Annotated in this window: 28 protein-coding genes and 1 pseudogene; 17 read left to right on the plus strand and 12 right to left on the minus strand. The window is 62.2% G+C overall.

Annotated features, from left to right (window positions below):
* Positions 1-49 precede the first annotated feature (49 nt).
* The 6 genes from AYR47_RS15875 to AYR47_RS15900 form a co-directional block, all read right to left on the minus strand.
* Complete coding sequence (locus tag AYR47_RS15875) at positions 50-451, minus strand: response regulator (RefSeq protein ID WP_033901392.1); 402 nt, start codon at positions 449-451, stop codon at positions 50-52.
* A 171-nt stretch (positions 452-622) separates the two neighbouring features.
* Positions 623-1,954, minus strand: coding sequence for a deoxyguanosinetriphosphate triphosphohydrolase (locus AYR47_RS15880; protein ID WP_033901394.1), 1,332 nt, complete (start codon positions 1,952-1,954; stop codon positions 623-625).
* Between the two features lie 71 nt (positions 1,955-2,025).
* Complete coding sequence (locus AYR47_RS15885) at positions 2,026-3,189, minus strand: EAL domain-containing protein (RefSeq protein WP_033901395.1); 1,164 nt, start codon at positions 3,187-3,189, stop codon at positions 2,026-2,028.
* A gap of 92 nt (positions 3,190-3,281) precedes the next feature.
* Positions 3,282-3,623 (minus strand): hypothetical protein, encoded by a 342-nt coding sequence (locus AYR47_RS15890; RefSeq protein ID WP_033901396.1) that lies wholly within the window; start codon positions 3,621-3,623, stop codon positions 3,282-3,284.
* Positions 3,620-4,003, minus strand: a complete 384-nt coding sequence (locus AYR47_RS15895; protein ID WP_033901397.1) for a phage holin family protein — start codon at positions 4,001-4,003, stop codon at positions 3,620-3,622. The genes AYR47_RS15890 and AYR47_RS15895 overlap by 4 nt, the downstream gene beginning before the upstream one ends.
* Before the next feature lie 2 nt (positions 4,004-4,005).
* Positions 4,006-4,320, minus strand: a complete 315-nt coding sequence (locus tag AYR47_RS15900) for a DUF883 family protein (protein WP_012723021.1) — start codon at positions 4,318-4,320, stop codon at positions 4,006-4,008.
* A 341-nt stretch (positions 4,321-4,661) separates the two neighbouring features.
* Between AYR47_RS15900 and AYR47_RS15905 the strand changes: the two genes are divergently transcribed.
* The gene (locus AYR47_RS15905) at positions 4,662-5,870 is read left to right on the plus strand and encodes an ammonium transporter (protein WP_033901411.1); all 1,209 of its coding nucleotides are present in this window, start codon (positions 4,662-4,664) and stop codon (positions 5,868-5,870) included.
* Here AYR47_RS15905 and AYR47_RS15910 read toward each other — a convergent pair.
* Positions 5,857-7,581, minus strand: coding sequence for a cation:proton antiporter (locus AYR47_RS15910; RefSeq protein WP_082781508.1), 1,725 nt, complete (start codon positions 7,579-7,581; stop codon positions 5,857-5,859). The two genes, AYR47_RS15905 and AYR47_RS15910, sit on opposite strands and share 14 nt — an antisense overlap.
* Before the next feature lie 147 nt (positions 7,582-7,728).
* Here AYR47_RS15910 and AYR47_RS15915 point away from each other — a divergent pair, with 147 nt between their 5' ends.
* The 3 genes from AYR47_RS15915 (at position 7,729) to AYR47_RS15925 (ending at position 9,338) form a co-directional block, all read left to right on the plus strand.
* Complete coding sequence (locus AYR47_RS15915; RefSeq protein WP_033901398.1) at positions 7,729-7,965, plus strand: glutaredoxin family protein; 237 nt, start codon at positions 7,729-7,731, stop codon at positions 7,963-7,965.
* A 73-nt stretch (positions 7,966-8,038) separates the two neighbouring features.
* Positions 8,039-8,374: a hypothetical protein gene (locus AYR47_RS15920; RefSeq protein WP_010565034.1), complete on the plus strand. Its 336-nt coding sequence runs from the start codon at positions 8,039-8,041 to the stop codon at positions 8,372-8,374.
* A gap of 73 nt (positions 8,375-8,447) precedes the next feature.
* On the plus strand, positions 8,448-9,338 hold the full coding sequence (locus tag AYR47_RS15925) for a pseudouridine synthase (RefSeq protein WP_061449431.1): 891 nt from the start codon (positions 8,448-8,450) through the stop codon (positions 9,336-9,338).
* 55 nt (positions 9,339-9,393) lie between these two features.
* Here the strand turns inward: AYR47_RS15925 and AYR47_RS15930 are convergent, their stop codons facing one another.
* Both AYR47_RS15930 and mobA read right to left on the minus strand, forming a co-directional pair.
* Entirely contained in the window at positions 9,394-9,615 is a 222-nt protein-coding gene (locus tag AYR47_RS15930) for a YgdI/YgdR family lipoprotein (protein ID WP_016978480.1), read from the minus strand.
* Between the two features lie 79 nt (positions 9,616-9,694).
* Positions 9,695-10,297, minus strand: a complete 603-nt coding sequence (gene mobA, locus AYR47_RS15935; RefSeq protein WP_061435863.1) for a molybdenum cofactor guanylyltransferase MobA — start codon at positions 10,295-10,297, stop codon at positions 9,695-9,697.
* Positions 10,298-10,373: 76 nt separating this feature from the next.
* Here mobA and moaB point away from each other — a divergent pair, with 76 nt between their 5' ends.
* From moaB to AYR47_RS15950, 3 genes are all read left to right on the plus strand, one after another.
* The gene (gene moaB / locus AYR47_RS15940; protein WP_010211803.1) at positions 10,374-10,913 is read left to right on the plus strand and encodes a molybdenum cofactor biosynthesis protein B; all 540 of its coding nucleotides are present in this window, start codon (positions 10,374-10,376) and stop codon (positions 10,911-10,913) included.
* Positions 10,897-12,123 (plus strand): molybdopterin molybdotransferase MoeA, encoded by a 1,227-nt coding sequence (locus AYR47_RS15945; protein WP_061435865.1) that lies wholly within the window; start codon positions 10,897-10,899, stop codon positions 12,121-12,123. Before moaB ends, AYR47_RS15945 begins: the two co-directional genes overlap by 17 nt.
* Positions 12,124-12,225: 102 nt before the next feature.
* A complete protein-coding gene (locus AYR47_RS15950; RefSeq protein ID WP_156487802.1) occupies positions 12,226-13,482 on the plus strand; it encodes a hypothetical protein in 1,257 nt (418 codons plus the stop codon).
* Position 13,483: 1 nt separating this feature from the next.
* Here the strand turns inward: AYR47_RS15950 and AYR47_RS15955 are convergent, their stop codons facing one another.
* Together AYR47_RS15955 and fliK are read right to left on the minus strand one after the other, a co-directional pair.
* Positions 13,484-13,813, minus strand: coding sequence for an EscU/YscU/HrcU family type III secretion system export apparatus switch protein (locus AYR47_RS15955; protein ID WP_033901402.1), 330 nt, complete (start codon positions 13,811-13,813; stop codon positions 13,484-13,486).
* Entirely contained in the window at positions 13,810-15,387 is a 1,578-nt protein-coding gene (fliK, locus tag AYR47_RS15960) for a flagellar hook-length control protein FliK (protein ID WP_061435868.1), read from the minus strand. Before fliK ends, AYR47_RS15955 begins: the two co-directional genes overlap by 4 nt.
* Before the next feature lie 200 nt (positions 15,388-15,587).
* Here fliK and ccmA point away from each other — a divergent pair, with 200 nt between their 5' ends.
* The 10 genes and pseudogenes from ccmA (at position 15,588) to AYR47_RS16010 (ending at position 22,939) form a co-directional block, all read left to right on the plus strand.
* Entirely contained in the window at positions 15,588-16,223 is a 636-nt protein-coding gene (ccmA, locus tag AYR47_RS15965; protein ID WP_033901404.1) for a cytochrome c biogenesis heme-transporting ATPase CcmA, read from the plus strand.
* On the plus strand, positions 16,220-16,888 hold the full coding sequence (ccmB, locus tag AYR47_RS15970) for a heme exporter protein CcmB (RefSeq protein ID WP_003189951.1): 669 nt from the start codon (positions 16,220-16,222) through the stop codon (positions 16,886-16,888). Before ccmA ends, ccmB begins: the two co-directional genes overlap by 4 nt.
* Before the next feature lie 83 nt (positions 16,889-16,971).
* On the plus strand, positions 16,972-17,727 hold the full coding sequence (locus tag AYR47_RS15975; protein ID WP_033901405.1) for a heme ABC transporter permease: 756 nt from the start codon (positions 16,972-16,974) through the stop codon (positions 17,725-17,727).
* On the plus strand, positions 17,724-17,900 hold the full coding sequence (gene ccmD / locus AYR47_RS15980) for a heme exporter protein CcmD (RefSeq protein WP_061435869.1): 177 nt from the start codon (positions 17,724-17,726) through the stop codon (positions 17,898-17,900). Before AYR47_RS15975 ends, ccmD begins: the two co-directional genes overlap by 4 nt.
* On the plus strand, positions 17,897-18,352 hold the full coding sequence (gene ccmE, locus AYR47_RS15985) for a cytochrome c maturation protein CcmE (protein WP_028615684.1): 456 nt from the start codon (positions 17,897-17,899) through the stop codon (positions 18,350-18,352). Before ccmD ends, ccmE begins: the two co-directional genes overlap by 4 nt.
* A gap of 3 nt (positions 18,353-18,355) precedes the next feature.
* Positions 18,356-20,338: pseudogene (locus AYR47_RS15990) on the plus strand (heme lyase CcmF/NrfE family subunit); the annotation flags it as partial.
* A 3-nt stretch (positions 20,339-20,341) separates the two neighbouring features.
* Entirely contained in the window at positions 20,342-20,878 is a 537-nt protein-coding gene (locus AYR47_RS33400; protein ID WP_016978490.1) for a DsbE family thiol:disulfide interchange protein, read from the plus strand.
* Positions 20,875-21,348, plus strand: a complete 474-nt coding sequence (locus AYR47_RS16000) for a cytochrome c-type biogenesis protein (protein ID WP_017136200.1) — start codon at positions 20,875-20,877, stop codon at positions 21,346-21,348. The genes AYR47_RS33400 and AYR47_RS16000 overlap by 4 nt, the downstream gene beginning before the upstream one ends.
* A complete protein-coding gene (ccmI, locus tag AYR47_RS16005; protein WP_061435871.1) occupies positions 21,341-22,528 on the plus strand; it encodes a c-type cytochrome biogenesis protein CcmI in 1,188 nt (395 codons plus the stop codon). The genes AYR47_RS16000 and ccmI overlap by 8 nt, the downstream gene beginning before the upstream one ends.
* Positions 22,529-22,543: 15 nt before the next feature.
* A complete protein-coding gene (locus tag AYR47_RS16010; RefSeq protein ID WP_061435873.1) occupies positions 22,544-22,939 on the plus strand; it encodes a hypothetical protein in 396 nt (131 codons plus the stop codon).
* A 187-nt stretch (positions 22,940-23,126) separates the two neighbouring features.
* On the opposite strand, the gene AYR47_RS16015 is transcribed toward AYR47_RS16010, so the two are convergent.
* On the minus strand, positions 23,127-24,314 hold the full coding sequence (locus AYR47_RS16015) for an MFS transporter (RefSeq protein ID WP_061435875.1): 1,188 nt from the start codon (positions 24,312-24,314) through the stop codon (positions 23,127-23,129).
* Positions 24,315-24,356 lie beyond the last annotated feature (42 nt).

The raw sequence follows: 24,356 nt of genomic DNA on the forward strand, positions 1-24,356 counted from the left end.
TTAACTGATGCTGTGCCGTCGTCTTTCGTCGGCTCATGATGTTTAATTCCTACATTTTTAACTTGAGTAATGGGCAGAGCAAGTGTGCAAGTTCATCCTTGTTCAGCGGCTTCGATAGATAGCCAAGCAGTGGCAGGCCACGGTCCATGGCTTGGCTTATCAGGCTGGCGAGTTCCGCCACCGGTAAACCGCTCAACAGGATGGCGGTCGTGGTAAAGCGTCGGCGACTGGCAATTTCAATCAGTTCGAGTCCCGGTAAGTCGGGTAGGCATTGGTCACACAAGATGATGTCGAAAGGCACCTCGGCCTGCGACATCAAGCAGATCGCCTGCTCGGCGCTTTCGGCCGGCGTCAGTCTTGCGAAGCCGAAGCTTCTGAGCAGGCATTGGGTGGCGAGGAGTTGGAACGGGTGATCCTCCACCAGCAGGATACGGAGCGAGTAACTGGGCATTGGGGCCACACGTTGAGTCAAGCATCGAGGGAGGGCGCGTAGGACCAGGTCGCCAGGGTCGCCCGGAGCGTGCATGATTATTCATCGAGTGGTTGTGCGAATTCGATCAGGCCGCTCTGTTCCCGTCGTAGGTCGATTCCTTTCAAGAAACAGGCGGCATGATCGTGGTCGTTACTGAGGGCTGGAACGTCCGGTCATTTCCCGGGCCATCTCGGTGGCATAGCTGTCGGTCATCCCCGCAATAAAGTCAATCATGCGCAGGAACGACGCGTGCAGCGGCCATTCAGGGTTTGGCGCATTGTTGCCCAGCAGATCGAGAATGCGCCGGTTCTTGAACGACGGCGTACGCCCGCCATGCTGCTCCAGTGCCGCACCGCAGAACGCATTCAAGAGAATTTCCAGGGTGGTGTAGGCGCCGATCTCATGCAGGGTCTTGCGCTTGTCCTGGAAGATCTTCTTGCGCGCCATGTCCTTGGCATCCAGCACGCAACGCTTGGCCGGGCCGTGCATGTGTTCCACCAAGTCGCCGGGAAGGGTGCCGGCGAGCAGGGCGTCCTGTTGCTCGACGAAGGCCTGTGCCGCTGCGTTGGTCAGATGCTCGATGGCCTTGCCGCGCAGGATCGCCAGCTTGCGTCGGCGCGAGTCCTGGGCGCCCAGTTGGCGATAGGTCTGGGGCAGGTCATCGCCCACCAGGTTGAGCAGCAGCGACTCGACTTCGGCGTATTCGAGCAACTCCATTTCCAGGCCATCTTCCAGGTCGATCAGGGCGTAGCAAATGTCATCCGCCGCCTCCATCAGGTACACCAGCGGGTGCCGGGCCCAGCGCTGTTCTTCGAGTTGTGGCAGGCCGAGCCTGTGGGCGATCTGTTCGAGGATCGGCAGTTCGCTCTGGTAGCAGCCGAACTTGTGTTTCTTGTAGCCCAGGGAGTCGGCGTGGCGGGCAGTCCAGGGGTATTTCAGGTAGGTGCCCAGGGTGGCGTAGGTCAGCCGGGTGCCACCGTCGAACTGGTGGTACTCAAGCTGGGTCAGCACCCGAAAGCCTTGGGCGTTGCCTTCGAAATTCAGGAAGTCATTGCGCTCGGCGCTGCTCATGTCGTCCAGCCAGCCACGTCCTGCGGCTTGTTGGAACCAGTGGCGGATGGCGTCTTCGCCGGAGTGCCCGAACGGTGGGTTGCCGATGTCATGGGCCAGGCAGGCCGACTGCACCACCATGCCCAGGTCGCTTGGGTCGCACCAGTCGGGCAGGGCGCTGCGCAAGGTTTCGCCGACGCGCATGCCGAGGGAGCGACCCACGCAGCTCACTTCCAGGGAATGGGTCAGACGCGTGTGAATATGGTCGTTGCTCGAGACCGGGTGCACTTGGGTCTTGCGGCCCAGGCGACGAAATGCGCCGGAGAAGATAATACGGTCATGGTCTTTGTGAAACGGGCTACGCCCCAGTTCTTCCGGGCTGTGCAGCGGTTTGCCAAGACGTTCGCGGGTCAACAGGGTGGGCCAATCCAAGGCGGGTACTCTCCGTGCGGTGAATGACCCTCCCAGCTTCCCGGTTCAGCGCGGCCTGGGCAAGCGAAAATCTACAGCCCGGCCGCGTCGATATCGATTAACAGCAAGCGCTGACCGTTATCGAAGAATTGTCCGGCCGTGAGGCAATACTGATTGGTGGTGGCGTCGCGGTAGGTCGAGGACAGTGTCAGGCGCCGCTCCTCCCAGCCCTCGGCCAACAGGTGATAGAAGTACGGGCGCCATGACCAGTTGTGGCCCAGGTAACGGCTGTCGGACTGCCAGGCATCCTGGCGCCACTCAAAGTTCGGTGTGAGTTGGGTGCCGTGCCGGTCGCACTGGTAGAAGCGCAGCAGCCAGGGAAACGCCGGCAGTTGCGGCAGTTTGCTCAACGGTGCCTGGGCCTGGGCCCAGGTTTGCAGGATCTTCATCAATTCGGCCAACTGCTGGCGCAGTTGCATGACGCGGCCGCGTTCTGCCAGCTTTTGCTGGACGTACACCGTGCGCAACTGGGCGAAACGCGGCACGAAGGCGTCGGCGGCGAACCAGTCCAACTGCGCCTGGGCAAACAGATAGCCCTGCACATAGCGCGAGCCGCACTCCAGGGCGAAGCTCAACTGCGCCTCGGTTTCCACGCCTTCGGCAATGATCCAGCAGCCGGTCTTCTCGGCCATCTGCGCCAGGGCCCGCACCACTTCGCTGCTCGGTCCACCACGGGCGGCCTCCTGGAACAGGCGCATGTCCAGCTTGAGGATATCCGGTTGCAACGCCAGCACTCGGTCGAGCTGGGAGTAACCGGCGCCAAAGTCGTCGATGGCAATGCGCGCACCGGCTTCGCGATAGCGCGCCACCACGTCGGCCAGGCGTCGGATATCGCCACCCAGTTCGGTGATCTCGAACACGATGCGCTGAGGGTCGACGCCATGGTGGTGGATCTGTTTCAGGCTCGGCAGGGCCTGGCCCGGTCGCAGGCGATTGATCCAGCGTGGCGAGATGTTCAGGCTCAGGAACCAGTCTTCGGGCGCTTCGTGCAAGCGGCTCAGCGCGTTGTCGCGAATCTGCCGGTCGAGTCGGCGCAAGGTCACGCCCGGCGTGCGCGGGTCAGCGAACAGCGGGCCCACGGACTGCAAGCGGCCGTCAGCCTGGCGCAGGCGGCCCAGGGCCTCGACGCCGGCAATGCGGCCGGTGGCGGTATCGATAAACGGCTGGAAGCAGGCGAGCGGTTGCCCGTCGATCACGGGGCCTCCTTAGAAACATTGGCGAAAAAAGGCCCGGCCCTCGAAAACGAGGGCCGGGCCGATTCTGTTAGCAAGAATGCAGCCAGCCAGGCTCAACTTTTACGCGAAGAGCCCTGCATGGCCAGTTTGATCAACGGGATCAAGCCGGCACCGAGGCGCACCAGGCGCGTCAAGCTGCCAATGCCGCCGCCCTTGGCACCTTTGCCGGTAAAGAAACCCATCAGCGTCACCGCGGCCACGCCCCACAGCGGCGCGTGCTTGATGCCCAGGCTGTCCTGCCAGTTGCTGCCCATATTGCGCACCTTGTTCAGGGGCAACATTAGTTGCTGGGACTCGTGGCGGATCTCCTGACGGTGCATTTCCATGCGCAGGCGGATCAACGCCTTGCGCATTTCCCGGCGGGAGGTGGTTTGCGGGATTTCAGTGATGCTCATGGCAGCAGGCGCTCCCGGTCATTGGCCAGCTCTTCAAGGGTGGCGTGGAAGGGCGTGGACTCATCGAACACCGCCGCCTTCAAGCGTACCCCGCAAAACGCGGCGGCCAGGGTATAGAACACACAGAGGCAGATGATCCCGGTCAGGCGGTAGCCGGTGTCCCACACCAGGATCATCACCAGGGTCGACAACCCCACCAGCAACAGCAGCGCGAACACCAGCGCCAGGCCGGCAAACAGCAGCAGGCTGACGGTGCGGGCCTTCTGTTCCTGCAACTCGATGCCAAACAATTCGACGTGGCTGTGCAGCAAGCCCAGCACGGCCGCGCCCAGACGTCTTGAGGTGGTGCCCGTGGACGAGCCCGTTTCGCCGATAGACATGGTTAGCGCCTTGTGGCCAGCAGGCCGATCAGAAAGCCCACGCCGGCGGCAATGCCCACCGACTGCCAAGGATTGGCCTGCACATAGTCTTCGGTCGCAGTGACCGCCGCCTGGCCGCGTTCGCGCAGGGAATCTTCGGTCTGCTTCAAGGTTTCACGGGCCTGCAACAGCGTGTCGTGAATTTTTGCGCGCAGCTCATCAGCCTGGTCGCCCGCCAGCACTTTGGTGTCGTCCAGCAACCGTTCGGTGTCAGTCACCAGGGTTTGAAAATCCGCCATCAGTATTTCTTGAGCAGTCTTTGCAGTTCTTCTGGCCATGGTTATCTCCGTGATTGGCTGATCTGTACGTTTCGAGTCACCGGCTTCGGTGAAGGTTCAGTGCAATTGTGTGGTACAGCTTTTGCTTTGCCTTGGTGCGCAGTCCCCAGGGCTTGCGCTGAATCTGGGCGGTCGGGCAGGAAGCCCTGAAAAACCTTACCCTAAATAACTGAAATTCGCGGAAAAACCCTGTCGGCATCGGCTTGTTGTGTTGAACGCTGCGCTAAAGCGGTTCACGCCCTCTGAAGAGGGGTGGGACCGGTGGTGCCAATTTAGTGCGCTCAACCCTGGCTTGAACCGCTTTGGTGCTTTTTGCCTTTATTGCAGGCCTGCCAACCTCCATGGAAAATTTGCAAAGTGCAGTGGACACGCTCGTCCACAGCTCCAATACCCTGTTTATCCTGATCGGCGCGGTCATGGTCCTGGCCATGCACGCCGGCTTCGCGTTCCTCGAAGTCGGTACGGTGCGCCAGAAGAACCAGGTCAACGCCTTGTCGAAGATCCTCAGCGACTTCGCCATCTCCACCCTGGCCTATTTCTTTATAGGCTATTGGATCTCCTACGGTGTGAGCTTCATGCAACCGGCAGCGGTACTCAGTGCCGATCACGGCTATGGCCTGGTGAAGTTTTTCTTCCTGCTGACCTTTGCGGCGGCGATTCCGGCGATCATTTCCGGGGGCATTGCCGAGCGTGCAAGGTTTGCTCCACAGCTCTGCGCGACTGCGTTGATCGTGGCGTTTATCTACCCGTTTTTCGAAGGCATGGTGTGGAACGGCAATTTCGGCCTGCAAGCCTGGTTGCTCGCGACCTTTGGCGCCAGCTTCCATGACTTCGCCGGTTCCGTGGTGGTGCACGCCATGGGCGGCTGGCTGGCGCTGGCGGCGGTGTTGCTGCTGGGCCCGCGCAATGGGCGCTACCGCGAAGGGCGCCTGGTGGCGTTTGCGCCGTCGAGCATTCCGTTCCTGGCGCTGGGCTCGTGGATTCTGATCGTCGGCTGGTTCGGCTTCAACGTGATGAGCGCGCAAACCCTGAACGGCGTCAGCGGTTTGGTCGCCGTCAACTCGCTGATGGCCATGGTCGGCGGCACGGTGGCGGCCCTGATCATCGGTCGCAACGACCCAGGCTTCCTGCATAACGGTCCGTTGGCCGGGTTGGTGGCGATCTGCGCCGGCTCCGACCTGATGCACCCGGTGGGCGCGCTGGTCACAGGTGTCGTCGCCGGCGGTTTGTTTGTGTGGTTCTTTATTGCGGCCCAGGATCGCTGGAAGATCGACGATGTACTGGGTGTGTGGCCCCTGCACGGTCTGTGCGGCGTGTGGGGCGGCATCGCCTGCGGCATCTTCGGCCAGACCGCGCTCGGCGGGCTGGGCGGTGTCAGCCTGATCAGCCAGTTGATCGGCACCGCCCTCGGCGTGCTGGTGGCGCTGGCGGGCGGCCTGTTGGTGTATGGCGTGATCAAGCGCGTCACCGGGCTGCGCTTGAGCCAGGAACAGGAGTATTACGGCGCGGACTTGTCGATTCACAAGATCGGCGCGGTCAGTCAGGATTGATCGGCTCGTCTGCCGGCCGATAAAAACCGTGTAGCAGGCGATAGCGGGTCTGGCGCACTTCATCGACCCGCGCCTGAACCTGTTGGTCCGGCAGGCCCAGCAGGATCAAGGCATGGGAGGCGAGCATCAGGCTCGACTCCAGCAACTCGGGCACCACTTCACTGGCGCCTGCGGCTTTCAGTTCTGCCAGCTGGCTGTCGTCGCGGGTACGCACCAGGATTGGCACGTCGGCGTTGATCCGACGCGCTTCCTTGAGCACCACCAGCGCCACGTCGGTGTTGTCCACGGCAATCACCACCAATCGCGCACGCTCCAGGCCGACTGCGCTGAGCAACGCGCCACGCCGGCAATCGCCGTAATGCACGCTACTGTCTTCAGTGGCGGCTTCCTGCACCCGTTCCGGGTCGTCATCCAGGGCGATGAAGGTTTGTTGTTCGTTGCGCAGAAAACGCCCGATGGACTGGCCGACGCGTCCATAGCCACAGATCACCGCGTGCCCGCGCAGCTCGGCGTTGAGCGCGGTGATTGCTTCCAGCTGCACCTGCTGGTTGGGCTTGCGGTGCAGGCGCAGGGCGATGGCGGGGGCGGCGCGCAACAACAGCGGCGTGAGCAACATCGAGCAAAAGGTGGCCGCGAGCAGCAAACCGTTGAACTCATCCGGGATCAGCCGGCTCTGCTGCATCTGTGCCATCAACGCAAAGCAGAACTCGCCACCTTGGGCCAGGGCCAGGCCGCTGCGCCAGGCGGTTTCACTGTCGCTGCCGCGCAGTTTGACCAGCACCGCGACCACACAGCCTTTGACCAGCATCAGCGTAAGCGTCAGCCCGAGGATCAGCAGACTATGGCTGACGAACAATTGCAGATCGATCAGCATGCCGATGCTGACGAAAAACAGCCCCAGCAGGATGTCGCGAAACGGCCGAATATCCGCCTCGATCTGATGGCGGTAATGGCTTTCGCCCAGCAGCATGCCGGCCAGGAAGGCCCCGAGCGCAGGGGAGAGCCCGAGCAGATGGGTGAGCCAGGCCGTCAGCAACACAATCACCAGCGCCAGCAGCACAAACAGCTCCGCTGAATGGGAGGCGGCCACTTCATGAAACAGGCGCGGCAGCAACCAGCGGCTGGCCAATAGCAGGCCGACAAACAGCACCACGGTCTTGCCCAAGGTCAGGGGCAGCGCCCAATACCAGGCTTGCTCGCCAGTGCCAGCAAACACTGGCACCAGGGTCAGCAGCAACACCGCGACCACATCCTGGAACAGCAACACGCCAATCGCGTTCTGGCCGTGACTGCTGAAGATTTCCCCGAGGCTGGTCAGCTCCTTGCTGACGATGGCTGTGGACGACAGTGCCAGTCCTGCCCCCAACAACAGGGCGATACCCGGCGCCACACCCAGGATCATCAACAAAAGTCCCAACAGCACCCCGCACCCCAACACTTGCAAGCTGCCCAGGCCAAATACAACTCGATGCAGGGCGAGCATCTTGGTCAGGGAAAACTCCAAGCCCAGGGAAAACAGCAGGAACACCACGCCCAGTTCGGCCAGGTCGGGCAGTTCTTCGCTGTCATTCACCCAATCCAGCGCGGTGGGGCCCACGGCGAGGCCGACGCACAGGTAGCCCAGCACGGGGGGCAATTGCAGGCGACGAAACAGCGCAATCACCACCAGGGATGAGGCCAGGATAATCAGCAGGTTGGCAAACACACGCATCTCCGTTGCAGGGGGGCAGGCAAAAAGCCGCGAGAATCGCTGAAACAGTTATAGGCCATGGTGACCTGGGTCAGGGTTTATAGAGTGGGCTTCAGGCGGTCACCGGGCTTAGAATGTCTGCCTGTTTTCTGATCAGGTCCCTTCGCCATGCTTCCTGAATGCCAGCTGTTCGGCACCCTGGGTTGTCACCTGTGTGAGATTGCCGAAGCCGAAATCATGCCGCTCGTCGAACACGGGTTGCTGGTGGAATTGGTGGACATCACCGACCCCGACGACCTGACCGAAGCCTACGGCCTTCGGATTCCGGTGCTTCGCCGGGTAGACACCGGGGCGGAACTGGATTGGCCATTCGACACACAACAGGTTGTTGCCTTCCTTCGTTAGGTTTATGCGATGGCAGGTTTCCAAATATTAAGTTACTGTATGTTTGTACAGCGATTGAATTGAGGGAACGCCCGTGGTGAATGTCGAACAACTGAAAAGCAGCGTCAATCGCATGTCCGCCGACGTCGTGCGCGACGCGGTGAACGAGCTGCGCCTCGATGGGCTGGTCACGGAAGGCAAGACGCCCTTTAACAAAGTGCATTTCAATACCTGTTTTGCCGAGATCGAGGCGCTGTTCCAGCGCGCCGGCTACCACAAGCAGCTGGATGTGGTGGGTTACCAGGGCTTGTTGTACGCGTTGTACGATCCGGGCCGCTGGGAGGCAGTGGACGTGCTGCGCTGGCTCAAGGAGTTCACCGAAGCCGCCAGTGCTTCGCCGATCCTGCGGGCGGAGTTGGCCAAGGCTTGAGATCCGCCCTAGGCTCAATCCCGCGCAATGCGGGATAATGCCCGCCGGTTTTGTCACAGGCTTTGAGCATTTCATGTCCACCTCCGCTTTTTCCGCGTCCCAGCACCAAGCCAGCACTTTGTATCTGCCACCCGGTTCATGGGTAACAGTGCTGGACTGCCTGTGCGAGCACTTCCCGGCGATCAGCCGCGAACACTGGCTGGACCGCATTGCGCGAGGCCGGGTGCTGGATATCAACGGTACTCCGATCACCGTCGACCTGGGCTACAAGGAAGGCTTGTGCATCTACTACTTCCGCGAAGTGCCTAACGAGAAAGTCATCCCGGTGCAGGAAACCATCCTGTATGCCGACGAGCATCTGGTGGTCGCCGACAAGCCGCACTTCCTGCCTGTGACGCCGGCCGGTGAATACGTCGAGCAAACCCTGCTGCGCCGCCTGATTCGCCGACTGGATAATCCCTCACTGGTACCGTTGCACCGCATCGACCGGCACACGGCGGGGCTGGTGCTGTTTTCGGCCAATCCGGCCAGTCGATCGGCTTATCAGCAACTGTTTCCCACACGCCGGATCGATAAATTCTACGAAGCCATCGCACCCGCTCTACCGAACCTTACGTTCCCCAGGGTGCATAAAAGCCGACTCGTCGATGGCGAGCCGTTCTTTCGCATGCACGAAGGTGATGGCGTCCCCAACACCGAAACGGCGGTGGAGGTGCGCGAGAAAAACGGCGATCTGTGGCGCTACGGCCTGTTCCCGGTGACCGGCAAGAAGCACCAGCTGCGCGTGCACATGAGCGCCCTCGGCGCGAGTATCTGCAACGATCCCTTCTACCCGGACGTGATCAAGGACGCGGTAGACGATTACGCCAACCCCCTCAAACTGCTGGCCCAGGGCGTGCGTTTTATTGACCCGGTCACGGGGGAGGAACGCAGTTTCCGCAGCCGGATCACCCTCGACTGGTAACCCCCGGAAACGACAAGGCCCGCGCGAGGCGGGCCTTGATGGCAAACGCTAAGAGTTACAGGTCTTTGACGGTGCGAACCTGGTCTTTGTTGATGCGGGTCTGCTTGCCGTCCAACTGTTCGAACTCGTAGAAGCCCGAGTCCTTGTCGAATTTAGGGGTGTCGACGGCCTGGATTTCGCGACCGTCATTCAGGGTGATCACTGTCGGCGAGGCGCAACCGGCGAGGGTGGCGAGGCCCAGTGCAAGCATGAGAGCGGCGATGGTCCGTTGAGTCATGAGTCTGTCTCCGAGAGAGTACTTTTAAATGGCTGACCTTGTGACGCATGCAGCGTCGACAAAGTTCCGGGTGCGAGGTTCATTCTGACACGCCCGACGGCGTCTGTAACAGCTCCGGCGTATTAAGGTTGGCCAGGCGCGGGTCATCTGCCGGGCATTCCAGGCCCACGCCGCCCAGCTGTAGGAAGAGCTTGCGCGGGCTGCGCTCACCGGCGTGCCAGGCCCTGTCCACCGCATCGCGCAGGCCGGTGGGAACGATGCAGATCAACGGTTCCCAGAACTCACCATGGCGCACCATCACCGGCAGCAGCGGGTTGTGTTGCGCGGTCTCACGCAGCGCCTGGATCAGCCCTGCGTCGATATGCGGCACATCGCACGGCAAAATCAGCAGGTGCGCATGACGGGCGGCGGCGAGTCCCGCACGGATACCGGCGAGGGGGCCGGGAAAGTCCGGGCTGTCGTCGGTCACCAGTTGGTCGGCATAGCTGGCGTAATGCTGCGGGTTGCGATTGCACGAGATGATCAGGTCGTCCGTGAGCGGTCGCACCAAGTTCTGCAAATGCGCAATCAACGGCTGGCCACGCCACTCCAGCAAGCCTTTGTCCTGGCCGCCCATGCGCTGGCCGCGCCCACCAGACAGCAGCAAAACCGAACAGGGCAGTGGGGACGAATCGATAGGCATGGCAGTTCCGCAGCGGCAGCAAAAGGGGGGCCTGTGATATAACATCGGGCTGTTCCTTCGACAACCGGACCGTGCCATGAAAGCCAAGGCAGATGCGCCCTTCGTACCTCTGAATATTGCTGTATTGACCGTCAGCGACACTCGCACCCTCGACACCGATACCTCCGGCCAAGTCTTCGTCGATCGCCTGACGGCCGCCGGCCACCACCTGGCCGAGCGCGTGCTGCTCAAGGACGACCTCTACAAGATCCGCGCCCAGGTCGCCCACTGGATCGCCGAAGACGTGGTGCAAGTCGTGCTGATCACCGGCGGCACCGGCTTCACCGGTCGTGACAGCACCCCCGAAGCGGTGAGCTGCCTGCTGGACAAACAGGTGGACGGCTTTGGCGAACTGTTCCGCCAGATTTCCGTAGCCGACATCGGCACCTCCACCGTGCAGTCCCGCGCCTTGGCGGGTTTGGCCAATGGCACGCTGGTGTGCTGCCTACCGGGCTCCACCAATGCGGTGCGTACCGGCTGGGACGGCATCCTTGCCGAGCAATTGGACAACCGTCACCGCCCGTGCAACTTCGTCCCGCACCTGAAACAGGCCGAGCCTTGTGAATCCCGTGGGTAAGCCCGGCAAGACCGGCGCGCTGCTGCCGGTGGAAGACGCTTTGGCTCAACTGCTGGCGATGGCCGAAGCCGCACCGATCCGTGAGCAGGAAAGCCTGTTGCTGGCGGATTGCGATGGTCGTGTACTGGCGCAAGACCTGATCTCCACCCTCGACCTGCCGCCGTGGCCGAACAGCGCCATGGATGGTTATGCCGTGCGGTTGGCGGACTGGACCGGCGAACCCCTGGTGGTCAGCCAACGCATTTTCGCAGGCCAGGCGCCACACCCCCTGGCCGCCGGTACCTGCGCCCGTATCTTCACCGGCGCCCCAGTACCGGAAGGGGCCGACTGCGTGGAAATGCAGGAGAATACCGTGGTCCACGCCGATGGGCGCGTGAGCTTCACCGAGCCCCTGCACCTCGACCAGAACATCCGCCCCCAGGGCCAGGAAACCACCGTAGGCGAGCTTGTTTTAACGGCGGGTACGCGCCTGGGCCCGATTGAACTGGGGCTGGCGGCGTCCCTCGGCCATGATCGCCTGGCAGTGATCCGCCGCCCACGCGTGGCAGTTCTGTCCACCGGCGATGAGTTGATCGAACCGGGCTTGCCGCTCGGGCCGGGGCAGATCTACAACAGCAACCGGCGCGTGCTGTGCTCATGGCTTACGCGCATGGGCTGTGAAGTGATCGACGCCGGCATCCTGCCCGACGACCTTGAGCAAACCCGCGCGCGCCTGGGCGGCTTGGGCAGTGTCGACTTGATCCTGTCCACGGGCGGTGTGTCGGTTGGCGAAGCGGATTTCCTTGGGATCGCCCTGCGTGAAGAGGGTGAGCTGGCGTTGTGGAAATTGGCGATCAAACCGGGCAAGCCGCTGACCTTCGGCCACTTCCGTGGCGTACCGGTGATCGGTCTGCCCGGTAATCCGGCGTCGACGTTGGTCACGTTCGCGCTGCTGGCACGCCCTTATCTGCTGCGCCGCCAAGGTGTGCAGGACGTCGAGCCACTGCGTTTCGACGTGCCGGTGGGGTTCGAGTGGCCCAAACCGGGCAACCGCCGCGAATACCTGCGCGGTCGCATCGAGCAAGGCAAAGCGATCATCTACCGCAACCAGAGCTCCGGCGTGCTGCGCAGTGCGGCGTGGGCGGAAGGGTTTGTTGAGGTGTTGGAAGGCACGACGCTGGCTATCGGCGACCGGGTCAACTTCATTCCCTTGAGTGAGGTATTTGGCTGACACACAATTCACCGACGGCGGGCGCACAGTCAAGATAAGTCCTATGAGCCAAGCAGGGCGGGCAGGCTAATTTTTCGAGTCCCGGTTACTGGAGGACTGAAGATGACTATCCAACCTGCTGCATCCGTTCATGGCGTGGCGGCATCCGTGCATGTCGAGCCTGGCTTGCCCACGGCAGCGTCAATCAATTCAAGCACTGCGCGTAGCGTTTTGAGTCAATTGATCGGCAGGCCGCTTTCCGAGAACACTTATCGGGAGCGGCTTGCCTGCATGATCGCCGATCCGAGCATCACTTCCTGGCAGGCGCTGACGCGTAACCCTGGCGAGTTGCAACGGCTGCAGGATAATGAGCGCCTGAGTTGGTCCGACCCGGCCGCAGCTGACAAAAACATGCCGACGTTGGCTCAGGCCCTGGGCAAGAAAAATGTCTGGCTGCCGGAGGTGGAAAGCCTCAATGCCAACATCCTGAAGAACCTGACGGTACAAGTGGCAGAAAAATACCTGGCGCAATTCCAGTCCATACTTCAAGACCCGGCACCTGCCTTGTCGCAGGATGTCTCGATAGTCCGCGGTGCGCCCTCAGCGGGTAAAACCACCTTTCTCACCGGCCAGTTCGCGCTCAATACCGATGTTGTCAAAAACATGATCCAGAACCGTATGCCCGGCACGAGCATGTTGCAGGTGCATGACCAAGGCGCAGGGTTGGTTCAGCAGTTCATGGGCCCCATGGAAAAGCGCCTGGGGCAGCCACTGACGCGAGATGCGTTGTACCTGTGGCCAAACGATTTCAACCAGAAAATCGCCGATATCGCACGCTTGTGCCAGGCGCCCAAGCTGCACTTTCATGATATCCAGGTGGACCTCGCGACCTTGTGCTGTCGGATTCTCAAGCGCGGCACCGATGAGGCGGTGATGGACTTCAATGTGTTGAGCCAGTTTTTCAGTGCGGGTCTGGAGCATCGTGGGCCGAGTATCGAATCGGTCAAGAACAGTCAGAACAGGCTTAAGGAGTATTCACTCTCGGCCTGGAACGGTCAGCAGAATGTGCTCGTTGCTCAACGCGCACCCGGTGCCAACGATTTTGTGATCAAGGATCAAGCCTTATTCGATAAGGTCACTGCCCGGGATAGCCGTTCCGTACAGGCAGAGGTAGAGAGTGTTCGCAGCACCGTGATTGACGCGCCGTTCATCGAGGCCTTCACGGCTCCACTTCCGCCCGTGCAGGCGAGTGCGTTTGGTGCGGCATTGCGGCGGTATGAGGGGCAGACGTTCGAGCAGGCGTTGAAACAGCACGCCCAGCGCATGTCGGTTGCTACCTCGGTAGCGGCCCGCGTGTTGGCCGGTGTGAGGCCCGGCTGATTCAGTAGTCATCCCCACGTTCGGTCACGTCGCGCTCTACCGGCGCGGCGTGCGGGTCATACCCCACCGGGAACTTGCCCTTCAGCGTCCAGGCAAACGCAATGATCTCGGCAATCGTGCGGTACAACTCCTCTGGAATACTGTCACCCAGTTCCATCCGCGCCAGCAGTTTGACCAGCTCGGCGTTTTCATAGATCGGCACTTCGTTTTCGCGCGCCAGCTTCAGGATGGCTTCCGCCAGGGCATCGTCGCCCTTGGCGGTCAGCGTGGGTGCCTGCTGGCCGTCGTACTTGAGGGCAATCGCCTGGCGCGGTGGTGTTGGGTTTTTCATGCGGTTTCATCCACCCAGCGTTGCTCCAGTCCGGTTTTCGGCCCGCGCGGTGGGGTGCCGAGGTGGCAATCGAGGTCGCCGACATTGATGCCAGACGTCACCAGGCGCTCTCGCAAGCTGCCCAAGTGGCTTTCGATCAGGCTGGCGGTGAATGGTCGCGAGGCCCACAACTGGCTGGACAGTTTGCCCTGGCTCAATTGCGCCTGCACCTGCAGCGGCCCCAGCGGCTCCATGTCGAAGGCCAGTTCGACGCGCCAGAGCATCTGCTTGGCGTCCTTTTTCTCTTTGCGTTCGGGCTGGTCCTTGTCCGGCGCCGGTTCTTCGCGCTGGAACTTGACCTGCAATGGCACGATGTCTTGCAACGTGCGCATGGGGATTTCCAGCTGCCAGGTGGTTTGCAGACGGCCGTCGGCGGTGGTGCCGGTCTGTTCCAGGCTCGACAACTGATGGCTCTGCAACCGCGAGATCGCCCCGGCGGCCAGGCGCAGCAGGTTTTCCAGGTCGCCTTCGCCTTCCAGTTTCGCCATCAGCCGTTCGGGCAAGGGGAAGCCGGCGGGTATCTGGCGGGCGCTGACCTGGCCGAGGGTGTTCAAAGGGCTGCGCACGAAGTTGGGCAGCACCTGGGCCAGGGTGTTGGCGGCGAGGATGGCAGTCATATTGGTGCTGGCGGGCAGGGCCGGCAGCAAGTCGGCGACCAGGCGCAGCAAGGCACCTTTCATGTCCAGCGGTGGGACCTGCGGGTTTTGCCCGGCGAGCAGCTTGGCTTCCAGAAAGGCACCGCTGTTCTGGATGACTTGCGCCAGTACCTTGGGGTTGCTGACCTGCGCCAGGTCGGGCAGGGCGGCGAGTAAACGCTCGGCAGCGCCGCGCAGCTCGGCGGAGGTGCTGTCGCCGCGTGGCAGGTTCTGCAGCGCCGTGAAGACGGCATCCAGCGAGCCTTGGCGACTTTGCTGGGTCGACAGTTGTTGGGTGACGGCCAACTGATCCTTGAGCCCGCTCAGCGGCACAAAGCTCAAGGTCTGCGCGTTCTGTACCACGGCACTGAGCAGGCTGCCGACGCGCAACGGCTGCGGGCTTTCCACGGTCAGGGTCGCGCCAGTCAGTGCGCTGTTGAGCACGGTGACCAGCGAGCGATAGATCGCCGGTTGCGCCGTGCCCTGGGGCAACATCTGGGTGGTCAGCACCTTGGCCTGAAGCAGCGAGCCCACCGGCATCTGGTTCGTGTCGATGCGGGTGAGGGCGGCGACATTGGCGCTCAAGGCCTGTTGCAGGCTGAGGGTCAGGTTGCCGGTGGGCGTCTGGCTCACCGCCACATTGCTGCCCAGCGGCAGTGGCTGCGGGCTGCTGGCCTGCACCAGCGTCTGACGGCCGCCTTCAAGGGTCAGCTTGAGCAGCAACTGAAAGGCTTCACCGCCTTGTTTCAGGGCGATGACTTCGGCGTTCGCGGTTTTCCCAGGGTCGATCAGGCCGATCTGCGGCTCCAGCAGTTTCAGCAACTCGCCGGCCGCAGGCGCAGGGCCGGGCCCGGCTGCCGGGGCGGGTGGAAGCGTAGGAAGGTTGATCTCACCGGTCATCGCGCGCGTCGTCTCTGGGGAAATTGCCCTCTTTAGAGTAGGGCATCACATGTATAATGCCGCCCGTCTGCAAAGAGAGCGGTAAAAACCTCACAACTATTTGATCCAGCTCTCTAAAATCGGTCGCCAAAGCCGTTATTGTGCATTTCTCTTTAACGGCCGCTGCACCGCCGACTTGAACCGTAAAGGCCCGCGATCTTTTGACCAGCCCTCTTCTTGAAGCCGTAGCGCTCTCCTGTGAACGCGACCTGCGCCTGCTGTTCGAGCACCTCGAGCTGCGGCTGACGGGCGGCGACATGGTGCAGGTCAGCGGCCCCAACGGCAGCGGCAAGACCAGTTTGCTGCGCCTGTTGGCCGGGTTGATGCAGCCGACGGCGGGCGAAGTCCGGCTCAACGGCAAGCCCCTCAACGAACAACGTACCGAACTGGCGCGCAACCTGATCTGGATCGGCCACGCCGCCGGCATCAAGGACGTGCTCACCGCCGAAGAGAACCTCAGTTGGCTCAGCGCCTTGCATCATCCCGCGTCCCGTGATGCGATCTGGCAGGCCCTGGCCGCCGTCGGCCTCAAGGGCTTTGAAGACGTTCCCTGCCACACCTTGTCCGCCGGCCAGCAGCGCCGCGTGGCCTTGGCGCGTTTGTATCTGCCGGGCCCGCCGCTGTGGATTCTCGACGAGCCCTTCACCGCCCTCGACAAACAAGGCGTCGCCCAGTTGGAAGAACACCTGGCCCAGCATTGTGAGCAGGGCGGTCTGGTCATCCTCACGACCCACCACACGCTGACGCGCATGCCTGCTGGCTATCGCGATCTTGATCTAGGGCGGTGGTCGGCATGAGCGTATTCGCCCTGTTGGTCGCCCGTGAAGCGCGCTTGCTCTGCCGTCGCCCGGCGGAACTGGCCAACCCGCTGGTGTTCTTCGCGATTGTCATCGCGTTGTTCCCGTTGGCAGTCGGCCCCGAGACTAAACTGTTGCAAACCTTGTCCCCAGGACTGGTGTGGGTGGCCGCGCTTTTATCGGTCCTGCTCTCGCTGGATGGGCTGTTTCGCAGTGATTTCGAAGACGGCTCCCTGGAACAGTGGGTCCTTTCGTCGCACCCCCTGCCACTTCTGGTACTGGCCAAGGTACTGGCACACTGGGCTTTTTCCGGCTTGGCGCTAGTCTTGCTCTCTCCGCTGCTGGCGATGATGCTGGGCTTGCCCGTCGAATGCCTGCCGGTGTTGCTCCTGTCCTTGTTGCTCGGTACGCCGGTGCTCAGCCTGTTGGGGGCGGTGGGCGCAGCGTTGACCGTGGGTTTGAAGCGGGGCGGCCTGTTACTGGCCCTGTTGATTCTGCCTTTGTATATCCCAGTGTTGATCCTGGGCAGCGGTGCTTTACAGGCCGCGCTCATGGGCATGCCGGCGACCGGTTACCTCCTGTGGCTTGGTAGCCTGACCGCCCTGGCGGTAACCCTGACACCCTTTGCTATAGCGGCCGGCCTGAAGATCAGCGTCGGCGAATAATGAGGTCTGGTTAAGCGTTGTCTTAACCAGTAAAGACCCTAAGCTTTTCGCAACGACGAAAAGCTACCGTGATGGAAACAGCAATGAACTGGACCTGGTTTCACAAGCTCGGCTCGCCCAAATGGTTCTATGGCATCAGCGGCAAGCTGCTGCCGTGGTTGAGCATCGCTGCCGTATTGCTGATCGGCATCGGCCTGGTCTGGGGCCTGGCCTTTGCGCCGCCGGACTACCAGCAAGGCAACAGCTTTCGCATCATCTATATCCACGTACCTGCCGCGATGCTGGCCCAGTCCTGCTACGTGATGCTGGCCGTGTGCGGCATCGTCGGCCTGGTGTGGAAAATGAAACTCGCGGACGTGGCCCTGCAATGCGCCGCGCCCGTTGGCGCGTGGATGACTGCCGTGGCGCTGGTCACCGGCGCAATCTGGGGCAAACCCACCTGGGGTTCGTGGTGGGTGTGGGATGCGCGACTAACGTCCATGCTGATCCTGCTGTTCCTGTACTTCGGTCTGATTGCCCTGGGCAACGCGATCAGCAATCGTGACAGCGCCGCCAAGGCCTGCGCGGTGCTGGCGATTGTCGGCGTGATCAACATCCCGATCATCAAATACTCGGTGGAGTGGTGGAACACCCTGCACCAGGGCGCCACCTTCACCCTCACCGAAAAACCGGCAATGCCCGTGGAAATGTGGGCACCGCTGCTGCTGATGGTGCTGGGCTTCTACTGCTTCTTCGGCGCTGTGCTGCTGATGCGCATGCGCCTCGAAGTGCTCAAGCGTGAAGCCCGCGCCAGCTGGGTCAAGGCCGAAGTGCAAAGCAGCCTGGGAGCGCGCGCATGAGTTTTGCTTCTTTCAGCGAGTTTCTCGCCATGGGCCATCACGGCCTGTATGTCTGGACGGCCTATGGCATCTGCCTGGCGGTGCTGGCCCTCAACGTCGCCGCGCCGATCCTGGCCCGCAAGCGTTACCTGCAACAAGAGGCGCGTCGTCTGCGCCGGGAGACCGAAAAGTGAATCCGCTGCGTAGAAAGCGTCTGTTGATCATCCTTGCCATCCTGGCCGGCGTCGGCATTGCCGTGGCCCTGGCCTTGAGTGCCCTGCAGCAGAACATCAACCTGTTCTACACCCCGACCCAGATCGCCAATGGCGAAGCCCCTGTCGATACGCGGATTCGCGCCGGCGGCATGGTGGAGCAGGGCTCGCTGAAGCGTTCCGGTGATTCCCTGGACGTGACGTTCGTGGTCACCGACTTCAACAAAGCCGTGACCATCACCTACCGCGGCATCCTCCCGGACCTGTTCCGCGAAGGCCAGGGCATCGTCGCCCTGGGCAAGCTCAACGCCGACGGCGTGGTGGTGGCCGATGAAGTGCTGGCCAAGCACGATGAAAAATACATGCCGCCGGAAGTCACCAAGGCCCTGAAAGACAGCGGCCAATCCGCGCCAACGCCTGCCAAGGAGGGCTAAGCCATGACGTCCGCACTGTTTATTCCAGAGCTGGGCCAGTTGGCGATGATCCTCGCCCTGTGTTTTGCCGTCGTCCAGGCCGTGGTGCCGTTGCTCGGCGCCTGGCGTGGCGACCGCCTGTGGATGAGCCTGGCGCAGCCGGCGGCCTGGGGCCAGTTTGCCTTTTTGCTGTTCGCCTTTGGTTGCCTGACCTATGCCTTCATGACCGACGACTTTTCCGTCGCCTACGTCGCGAATAACTCCAACACCGCTTTGCCCTGGTACTACAAATTCAGCGCCGTGTGGGGCGCCCACGAAGGTTCGCTGCTGCTGTGGGCGCTGATTCTCGGCGGCTGGACCTTCGCCGTGTCGGTGTTCTCGCGCCAACTGCCGCAAGTCATGCTGGCGCGGGTGCTGGCGGTGATGGGCATGATCAGTATCGGTTTCCTGCTGTTCCTGATCATGACCTCCAACCCGTTCAGCCGCATCCTGCCGCAGATTCCTACAAACGGGCATGACCTCAACCCATTGCTGCAAGACATCGGCCTGATCGTGCACCCGCCGATGCTCTACATGGGTTACGTAGGTTTCTCCGTGGCCTTTGCTTTCGCCATCGCCGCCTTGCTCGGTGGGCGCCTAGATGCGGCCTGGGCACGCTGGTCGCGGCCGTGGACCATCGTCGCCTGGGCTTTCCTCGGGATTGGTATCACCTTGGGGTCGTGGTGGGCGTATTACGAACTCGGCTGGGGCGGCTGGTGGTTCTGGGACCCGGTGGAAAACGCCTCCTTCATGCCTTGGCTGGTGGGCACGGCGCTGATTCACTCGCTGGCCGTCACCGAAAAACGCGGCGTGTTCAAAAGCTGGACGGTGTTGCTGGCCATCGCGGCATTTTCTCTAAGCCTGCTCGGCACTTTCCTGGTGCGTTCCGGCGTGTTGACCTCCGTGCATGCGTTCGCCTCCGACCCGGAGCGCGGCGTGTTCATCCTGATCTTCCTGCTGTTTGTGGTCGGCGGGTCCCTGACGTTGTTCGCCCTGCGCGCGCCAGTGGTCAAGAGCCAGGTCGGCTTCAACCTGTGGTCGCGGGAAACCCTGTTGCTGGGGAATAACCTGGTGCTGGTAGTGGCCGCGTCAATGATCCTGCTCGGCACCCTGTACCCATTGGTGCTGGATGCCCTGAGCGGCGCCAAGCTGTCCGTCGGCCCGCCGTACTTCAACGCGTTGTTCATTCCATTGATGGGCTTGTTGATGGTGGTGATGGCGGTCGGCGTGCTGGTGCGCTGGAAAGACACCCCGGTTAAATGGCTGGCGGGCATGCTGATGCCGGTGCTGTTGGGCAGCGTGGCCTTGGCGGTGATCGCCGGGTTTGCCTACGGCGATTTCAACTGGGCGGTGCTCGCGACCTTCCTGCTCGCCGCCTGGGTATTGCTGGCCGGCGTGCGTGACATCGTCGACAAGACCCGCCACAAAGGCCTGATCAAAGGCCTGCCCAGCCTGACCCGCAGCTATTGGGGCATGCAGATCGCCCACATTGGCATCGCCGTGTGCGCCCTGGGCGTGGTGTTGTCCAGCCAGAACAGCGCCGAGCGCGACCTGCGCCTGGCGCCGGGTGAGTCCATGGACCTGGCCGGTTACCACTTCATCTTCGAGGGTGCCAAGCACTTCGAAGGTCCGAACTTCACGTCAGACAAAGGCACCGTTCGTGTCGTGCGCAACGGCAGGGAAATCGCCGTGCTGCACCCGGAAAAACGCCTGTACACCGTGCAGAGTTCGATGATGACCGAAGCCGGCATCGACGCCGGTTTCACCCGCGACCTGTATGTGGCGTTGGGCGAACCCTTGGGCGACGGCGCCTGGGCCGTGCGCGTGCACGTCAAACCGTTCGTACGCTGGATCTGGTTCGGCGGCTTGCTCACCGGTTTCGGTGGTTTGCTGGCCGCGCTGGACCGGCGTTATCGGGTCAAGGTCAAGAGTCGGGTGCGTGAAGCACTGGGCCCTGCAAGGAGCGGCGGCATGAAGCGTTGGTTGATGGTTGTACCGCTGGCGATGTTTCTGGTGGTTGCGGTGTTCTTGTATCGCGGGTTGTACCTGGACCCGGCCGAGCTGCCCTCGGCGATGATCGGCAAGCCGTTCCCGGCGTTTTCGCTGCCGACTGTGCAGGGCGACAAAACCCTGACCCAGGCCGACCTGCTGGGCAAACCGGCGCTGGTCAACGTGTGGGGCACCTGGTGCATCTCCTGCCGCGTTGAACACCCGGTGCTGAACAAGCTGGCCGAGAAAGGCGTGGTGATCTACGGCATCAACTACAAGGACGACAATGCGGCGGCCTTGAAGTGGCTGGCCGAGTTCCACAACCCGTACCAGCTGGATATCCGCGATGAAGACGGCAACCTCGGCCTGAACCTCGGCGTCTATGGCGCCCCGGAAACCTTCTTCATCGACGCCAAGGGCGTGATCCGCGACAAGTACGTCGGCGTGATCGACGAAGTGGTCTGGCGCGAGCAACTGGCCGCCAAGTACCAGGCCCTGGTCGATGAGGCCAAGCCATGAAGCGCCTGTTAGCCGCTGCGGTCCTGGCGCTTGGACTAGTCGGCGTGGCCCATGCCGCCATCGACACCTACGAATTCGCCAAGGACGGTGACCGCGAACGCTTTCGCGAACTGACCAAGGAACTGCGCTGCCCCAAGTGCCAGAACCAGGACATTGCCGACTCCAACGCACCCATTGCTGCCGACCTGCGCAAAGAGATCTTCCGCATGCTGGGGGAGGGCAAGGACAACCAGCAGATCATCGACTTCATGGTCGACCGCTACGGTGATTTCGTGCGTTACAAACCGGCCCTCACCGGCAAGACCGCGCTGCTCTGGTTCGGCCCTGCCGGGTTATTGTTGGCTGGCGTCGTCGTGATGGCCGTGATCGTGCGCCGCCGTCGCGCCGCACCGACTGACGGCTCCGACGCGCTGTCCCCTGATGAGCGTAAACGCCTCGACCAATTGCTGGACACCAAGACTGATGATTGATTTCTGGCTCGCAGCCGGCTTGCTGCTTCTGATTGCCCTGAGTTTCCTGCTGATCCCTGTACTGCGCGGCCGCCGCGCCCAGCGTGAAGAGGATCGCACCGCGCTGAACGTGGCGCTCTACCAGGAACGTGTGGCCGAGCTGCAAGTGCAGCAGGACGAAGGTGTGCTCAACGCCGCCCAACTCGACACCGGCCGTGCCGAAGCTGCGCGCGAATTGCTGGCCGACACCGAAGGCGTGGAAAAGCCCCGCGAGTCGCGCCTGGGCAAGCCATTGCCATTTCTAGCGGCGTTTCTGGTGCCTGTCCTGGGCGTTGCGCTGTACCTGCATTACGGGGCCAGCGACAAGGTTGAACTGACCCGCGAATTCTCCCAGCCGCCGGTGTCCATGGAAGACATGACCCAGCGCCTGGAGCGTGCCGCCGCCGCCCAACCGGATTCGCCGGAAGGCCTGTATTTCCTGGGGCGTGCCTACATGGCCCAGGACCGTTCCGCCGATGCCGCAAAGGTCTTCGAGCGCACCGTGGCCCTGGCCGGGCGCCAGCCGGAACTGCTCGGCCAGTGGGCCCAGGCGCAGTACTTTGCCGACAATAAACAGTGGTCGCCCAAGGTTCAGGCGCTGACCGATGAAGCCTTGAAGCTGGATCCGAAGGAAGTCACCAGCCTTGGCCTGTTGGGTATCGCGGCCTTTGAAGGTCAGCGTTATCAGGAGGCGATTGACTACTGGAACCGTCTGCTGGCTCAACTGCCGCCGGAAGACAACTCCCGTGCGGCGTTGCAAGGTGGCATAGATCGCGCTGCTGAGAAGCTGAAAGAAAGCGGCGGCACCGTCGCCCCTCAAAAAGCCGCGATGAAGGTTCGGGTAGATCTGAGCGCCGACGTGAAGGCCAAAGCCCTGCCGACTGACAGCGTATTCATCTTTGCCCGTGCGGTCTCCGGCCCACCGGCGCCATTGGCGGCCAAACGCGTCACGGTTGCCGAACTGCCGATCACCGTCGAACTGGGCGATGCCGACGCGATGATGCCGCAGTTGAAACTGTCGAACTTCCCCGAAGTCCAACTGGTTGCGCGCATATCCCGGGCTGGTGTTCCGACAGCTGGCGAGTGGATCGGCCGCAGCCAACCTTTGGCCAGCAGCACGACTGCCTTGCAGCAGCTGACCATCGACAGTCCGGACAAGTAAATCGAGGAAACGCCCATGACCGCACTTGCACGCATCACCCTGCTCAGCCTGGTACTCGGCCTGAGCGCTTGTGCGGTCCACCGCCCACCTCCCGCGCCGACCGGCCCGACCATCCCACCGTCGGGCCCGTCGACCCAGCCAACCACCAAACCCTCGGGCCCAGTGACCCCAGCGCCGAAGCCAGTGCCCACCAAATCCGCGACCTTCGCCCCACCCCCGGGCGCCGTGAGCCACTGGGACGGCAAGATGCAGGTGTATGTGCTGGACGAACAGCCCGACACCTTCTACCGCCAGCGCACGTATTACCGCTGGAGCAACGGCTGGAGCCGCTCCATCAGCCCGAACGGGCCGTGGGAAGAGACGGATGTGCAGGGCGTGCCGCCGGGGTTGAGCAAGCAGTACGCGCAATGACAAAAGGCGACCTTTACAGGTCGCCTTTTTCATACCCATGAATTGCATTTTTGCATCCACTGGAGCCCAAATGTGGGAGCGGGCTTGCTCGCGAAAGCGGTGGTTCAGTTAGCTAATACAGTGACTGACACTGCGTCTTCGCGAGCAAGCCCGCTCCCACAGTTTTGATCTCCAATTGATCTGGTATTTATGCAAGCTCTTGAATGGGGCGCGGCGCACCCAGCCAATGAATCACCCCAGCCGCCACCCCCAACACCACCCCAAACTCCACAATTCCCACCCAGCCAAACTGCGCCATCAACCACCCACTCACCGTCGCCCCAATCGCCCCGCCCACAAAGGTCGCGGTCATGTACAAACTGTTGATCCGACCCTGCGCCTTCGGGTCCACCGCAAACGCGCGGGTCTGGTTCGCGACCAGCCCTGCCTGCACCCCGATATCCAGCACGATCACTCCCAAAACCAGCAAGATCAGCGAGGTCTGCGCCCCGGCCAGTAACAGAAACGCCAAGGTCACAATCCCGACACTGGCCCCGATCACCTTGCGGCAACCCACCTTGTCCGCCGCGCGCCCACCGTACGACGCCGCGAGCGCGCCCACCGCACCGATAATCCCGAAGCCGCCGGCCCAGGCACTGCCCAGTTGCCATGGCCCATTGGCGAGCAACCCGGCCAGATTCACCCAAAACGCGTTGAAGCATGCCCACAACAACGCCTGCACCATCATCGATTGACGGATCGGGCTGTTATCGCGCATCAACGGCCACAGTGAAGCCAGCAGGCGAGGGTAGGACAACGTGCTGCTCGGCACCCCAGGCGGCAACAGCTTGGCCGCGATAAACCACACCGGAATCATGAAGGCTGCTTCCATGCCGTACACCGCGCGCCAGCCATACGCCTCACCGACCACGCCGCTGATGGTGCGCCCGAGCAAGATCCCCAGCATGATCCCGCTGACCACCGTGCCCACATTGCGCCCGCGCTCATGGGGCTGGGACATCACCGCTGCAAACGGCACCAGTTGTTGCGGCACGCAACACACGATACCCAAGCCGAATGACGCGCCGATCAGCGCCCAGATGCTCGGTGCAAACGCCGCCGCCAAGGCAAAACAGAACGCCAACGCGATCTGGCCCAGCACCAGTTTGCGCCGGTCAAAACGGTCGCCCATCGGCAGCAACAGGGACAGGCCGGTGGCAAACCCTAACAGTGCCGCGCCCGCCACCAGGTTGACCGTCGACACCGCCACGCCCATGTCCGAAGCAATTAGCGGCAGCACCGGCTGGGTGCAATAGATGTTGGTGACCACCGCCCCGGCGATCACCGCCATCATGATGATCTTGCCTCGCGGTGGGTGACTCTCGGCTGTGCTCATGGCGCGCTCCTTAGGGGGCAGGGGAAGAGTGGCCAACCTTAC

The sequence above is a fragment of the Pseudomonas azotoformans genome, from assembly GCF_001579805.1.
Lineage (GTDB): Bacteria > Pseudomonadota > Gammaproteobacteria > Pseudomonadales > Pseudomonadaceae > Aquipseudomonas > Aquipseudomonas azotoformans_A.